4 protein-coding genes and 1 pseudogene are annotated in these 4,668 nt (G+C 56.1%); all 5 read left to right on the top strand.

From position 1 onward, the window contains the following. Positions 1 to 488 (top strand): annotated as a pseudogene (locus tag BBW68_RS05350) (Dyp-type peroxidase); the annotation flags it as partial. A 297-nt stretch (positions 489 to 785) separates the two neighbouring features. Beyond that, positions 786 to 1,799: a sulfate ABC transporter substrate-binding protein gene (locus BBW68_RS05345; RefSeq protein ID WP_070134322.1), complete on the top strand. Its 1,014-nt coding sequence runs from the start codon at positions 786 to 788 to the stop codon at positions 1,797 to 1,799. Positions 1,800 to 1,801: 2 nt separating this feature from the next. Then, a complete protein-coding gene (cysT, locus tag BBW68_RS05340) occupies positions 1,802 to 2,635 on the top strand; it encodes a sulfate/thiosulfate ABC transporter permease CysT (RefSeq protein WP_070134321.1) in 834 nt (277 codons plus the stop codon). Continuing rightward, entirely contained in the window at positions 2,635 to 3,510 is an 876-nt protein-coding gene (cysW, locus tag BBW68_RS05335) for a sulfate/thiosulfate ABC transporter permease CysW (RefSeq protein ID WP_070134320.1), read from the top strand. The genes cysT and cysW overlap by 1 nt, the downstream gene beginning before the upstream one ends. Further along, positions 3,500 to 4,588: a sulfate/thiosulfate ABC transporter ATP-binding protein CysA gene (gene cysA, locus BBW68_RS05330; protein WP_070134319.1), complete on the top strand. Its 1,089-nt coding sequence runs from the start codon at positions 3,500 to 3,502 to the stop codon at positions 4,586 to 4,588. Before cysW ends, cysA begins: the two co-directional genes overlap by 11 nt. Positions 4,589 to 4,668 lie beyond the last annotated feature (80 nt).

Below are 4,668 nucleotides of genomic sequence, written 5' to 3'. Positions count from 1 at the left end.
TTTGCAACAGTGCCCTTTGTTGACGACACTGAAAACCTACAGGGCGAGAAGCGCCAGCAGGTGGCAATTATTGCCGCGGGCGATAATGCGGGTGGCAGCTACGTATTCAGCCAGCGCTGGCAACATAATCTGAAAATGTTTAACCGCTTGGCGGTGGATAAGCAGCAGATTATTGGCCGTACCAAAGTCAGCAATGAAGAGCTAGAAGGGGATGCCTGCCCGGCGACCTCACATGTGGCACGCGTTGACCTTAAGGAAAACGGGACAATGCTGAAGATCCTGCATCAGAGCCTGCCGTACGGCACGGCCAGCGGCACCAACGGGCTGTTTTTCACGCCTACTGCCATACGCTGCATAACATTGAGCAGCAGCTGCTGAGCATGTTTGGCAAAACCGACGGCAAGTTCGATGCGATGCCGCGCTTCACCAAGCCGGTAAGCGGCAGCTACTACTACGCGCCGTCGCTGGAGCAGTTAGCGGCGTTGTAACCCTGGACCGGGTCGACCGAAAAAGAAGGTCTATCCCTACATGTTGGCGGGCGTTGTAGAGGGCGACCATTTTTCCGGTCGGCCCGTATTGCAGAATGCACATGCCGTCAAAGAGACCTTTTTGTCGGGCGACCCACCACAAATCCCATTCCCCGCATAACAAATTCCACACCCTTATAGCGTTTTCTACTTGCAAAGCACCAAACAGTATATAAAACCGCTACAGCTTTCACCCGGGTTATAAATAGACTGAACGCTCTTTATGGCCTGCCTATCGGGCAATTTTCAGGCTGCAATATGACGTTACCGACGGTTAAAAAATTAGTGAGCGCTACCGCACTTTCTATACTGCTGGCAACAGGCGTTCAGGCCACAGAACTTCTCAACAGTTCGTATGATGTTTCACGTGAGCTGTTTACCGCCCTGAATGCACCGTTTGAGCAGCAGTGGGCGCAGCAGCATCCGGGCGACACCCTGACCATCAAACAGTCCCATGCCCGTTCCTCCAAGCAGGCGCTGGCAATCCTCCAGGGGCTGAAGGCGGACGTGGTGACCTACAATCAGACTACGGACGTGCAGATCCTGCATGACAAAGGCAACTTGATCCCGGCCGACTGGAAGCAGCGCCTGCCGAATAACAGCTCGCCGTTTTACTCCATCATGGCATTTCTGGTGCGCAAGGGTAACCCGAAGAACATCCACGACTGGAACGACCTAGTGATTGACGATGTGAAGCTAATTTTCCTGAATCCGAAAATTTCCGGTAACGTGCACTATGCCTATCTAGCCGCGTGGGGCGCTTTCGATCGGGCCGATGACCATGATAAAGCCAAAACCGAAAAATCGATGCCCCAGTTCCTGAAGAACGTCGAAGTGTTTGATACCGGCGAACGCGGGGCCACCACAACCTTCGTGGAGCGCGGGCTGGGCGATGTACTGATCAGCTTTGAGTCGGAGGTGAACACGATTCGCAATCAGTACGCGAAAGACGATTATGAAGTAATCGTACCGAAAACCAATATTCTGGCGGAGTTCCCGGTGGAGTGGATCGATAAAAACGTTGCGCACAATAAAACTGAGGATGCGGCTAAAGACTATCTCAACTATCTCTACACGCCGAAGGCACAGCAGATAATTCCCCAGTTTTACTACCGGGTGAATAATCCGCAGCTGATGGCTGAGCAGAAAGATCGCTTCCCGCAGACCAACCAGTTTAAGGTTGAGGATGCGTTTGGAAGCTGGGATCGGGTGATGGAAACCCATTTCGTCAGCGGTGGCGAGCTGGATAAGCTGTTAGCGGCGGGACGTTAGAGATGTTTGCAACCAGTAGTAAGCGCGTCCTGCCCGGGTTTGGTATCAGCCTTGGCAGCAGCCTGTTTTTCACTTGTCTGATCCTGCTGTTGCCGATCAGCGCGCTGCTAATGCAGCTGTCGCAGATGACGCTGGCGCAGTACTGGAAAGTGATCACCAACCCACAGGTGGTTGCGGCGTATGAAGTGACCCTGCTGGCCGCCGGTGTGGCATCCCTCTTTAACGCGCTGTTTGGCATGCTGATGGCATGGATCCTGACGCGCTACCGCTTCCCGGGCCGAGCCATGCTGGATGGCCTGATGGACCTGCCGTTTGCGTTGCCGACCGCCGTAGCGGGTTTGACGCTGGCCGGGCTGTTCTCGGTCAACGGCTGGTACGGTCAGTTGCTGGCGCAGTTCGATATTAAAGTCTCTTACACTTGGCTCGGTATTGCCGTGGCGATGGCGTTTACCAGCATCCCGTTTGTGGTGCGTACCGTGCAGCCGGTGCTGGAAGAGTTAGGACCGGAGTATGAAGAAGCGGCAGAAACCTTAGGCGCGACGCCGTGGCAGAGCTTTCGTCGCGTGGTGCTGCCGGAAGTTAGCCCGGCGCTGCTGGCCGGAACCGCGCTGTCGTTTACCCGCAGCCTTGGCGAGTTTGGCGCAGTGATCTTCATTGCCGGTAATATCGCGTGGAAAACTGAAGTGACCTCGCTGATGATTTTTGTGCGCTTGCAGGAGTTCGACTATCCGGCAGCCAGCGCGATTGCCTCGGTGATCCTCGCCGCCTCTCTGCTGCTGCTGTTTGCGATTAACATCCTGCAGAGCCGCTTTGGTCGTCGTATTGGAGGTCACTAATGGCAGACGTTACCGATTTTAAAGGGGCAGATCGCAGCCGCTTCCACTGGGGTAAGTTGATCCTGATTGGCCTAGGTATACTGATCTCCCTGCTGTTACTGGTGGTGCCTTTAGTGGCTATTTTCACTACCGCATTTTCTGAGGAGCTGATGGCCACGCTGAGCAATCTTGGCGATGCCGATATGCTGCACTCGATCTGGCTGACCGTGCTGATTGCGCTGATTGCGGTGCCGGTTAACTTGGTGTTTGGTACGCTGCTGGCTTGGCTGGTGACGCGTTTTACCTTCCTCGGTCGCCAGCTGCTGCTGACTCTGTTTGATATTCCTTTCGCCGTGTCGCCGGTGGTGGCAGGGCTGATGTATCTGCTATTCTGGGGCGTGAATGGCCCGGCAGGCGGCTGGCTGGATGCACACAATATCCAGCTGATGTTCTCTTGGCAGGGCATGGCAATGGTTACCATTTTTGTCACCTGTCCGTTTGTGGTGCGTGAACTGGTGCCGGTGATGCTGAGCCAAGGCGCGCACGAAGACGAAGCGGCGGTGCTGCTGGGAGCATCCGGCTGGAAAATGTTCTGGCGCGTGACGCTGCCCAATATCCGTTGGGTGCTGCTGTACGGAGTGGTGTTAACTAATGCCCGTGCGATAGGTGAGTTTGGTGCGGTCTCGGTGGTATCGGGATCGATTCGCGGCGAGACCTACACACTGTCATTACAGGTTGAATTACTGCATCAGGACTACAACAGCGTCGGCGCGTTTACCGCCGCGGGCCTGCTGACTCTGATGGCGATAGTGACGCTGTTTCTGAAAAGCGCGCTGCAGTGGCGGTTAGAGAGCCATCAGAAGCGCTTGCAATGGGAGGGGAACCATGAGCATTGAGATCGGTAACATCAATAAATTTTTCGGCAAGACGAAAGTCCTGAACGGTATTTCCCTAGATATCCCTTCCGGGCAAATGGTGGCGCTGCTGGGGCCATCTGGCTCCGGCAAAACCACGCTGCTGCGTATTATTGCCGGGCTTGAAAACCAGAACAGCGGGTGCCTGAGTTTCCACGGGAAGGATGTCAGTCGCGTGCATGCCCGCGATCGTCAGGTTGGCTTTGTGTTCCAGCACTACGCGCTGTTCCGCCATATGACGGTGTTCGACAATATCGCCTTTGGCCTGTCGGTGCTACCACGCCGCGAACGCCCGTCAGCAGCAGAAATTAAGCAGAAGGTTACCCGCTTGCTGGAAATGGTACAGCTGGGGCATCTTGCCAGCCGCTATCCGGCACAGCTGTCCGGTGGGCAGAAGCAGCGTGTGGCGCTGGCGCGTGCGCTGGCCGTTGAGCCACAGATCCTGCTGCTGGATGAGCCATTCGGCGCGCTGGATGCGCAAGTGCGTAAAGAGCTGCGCCGCTGGCTGCGTCAGCTGCATGAAGAGCTCAAGTTCACCAGCGTCTTCGTGACGCATGACCAGGAAGAAGCGATGGAAGTCGCTGACCGCGTGGTGGTGATGAGCCAAGGCAACATTGAGCAGGTGGGCACGCCGGATGACGTCTGGCGCGATCCGGCCACCCGTTTTGTGCTGGAGTTCCTCGGTGAAGTGAACCGCTTCGACGGCGAAGTGCATGGCTCCCAGTTCCACGTCGGTGCCCATCACTGGCCGTTGGGCTACGCACCTGCGTATCAGGGAGCGGTTGAGCTGTTCCTGCGCCCGTGGGATATTAACGTCAGCCGCCAGAGCAGCTTGGAAACGCCGCTGCTGGTGCAGATTCTGGAAGTTAGCCCGCGTGGGCATTACTGGCAGCTGGTGGTTCAGCCCGCAGAGTGGAGCGGTGAGCCCATTACCGTGGTCATGGAAGGGGACCAGGTAACACCGATCCGCGGTGAGAGCCTGTTCGTCGGTCTGCAGCACGCACGCCTGTATCACGGCGATACGCCGTTACGCCCTGTTGCCTTTGCGCATAGCGCCTGATATTTTTTGTTCATGGTTAGGAGATTGAATCGCCTCTTCTGAGAGCGCCCAACCATGAATGTCAGAACGAACTATCCCTT

The organism is Candidatus Erwinia dacicola, assembly GCF_001756855.1.
GTDB lineage: Bacteria > Pseudomonadota > Gammaproteobacteria > Enterobacterales > Enterobacteriaceae > Erwinia > Erwinia dacicola.
Note: the sequence above shows the minus strand (reverse complement) of the source record. Positions and strands in the feature narration are given on the sequence as shown.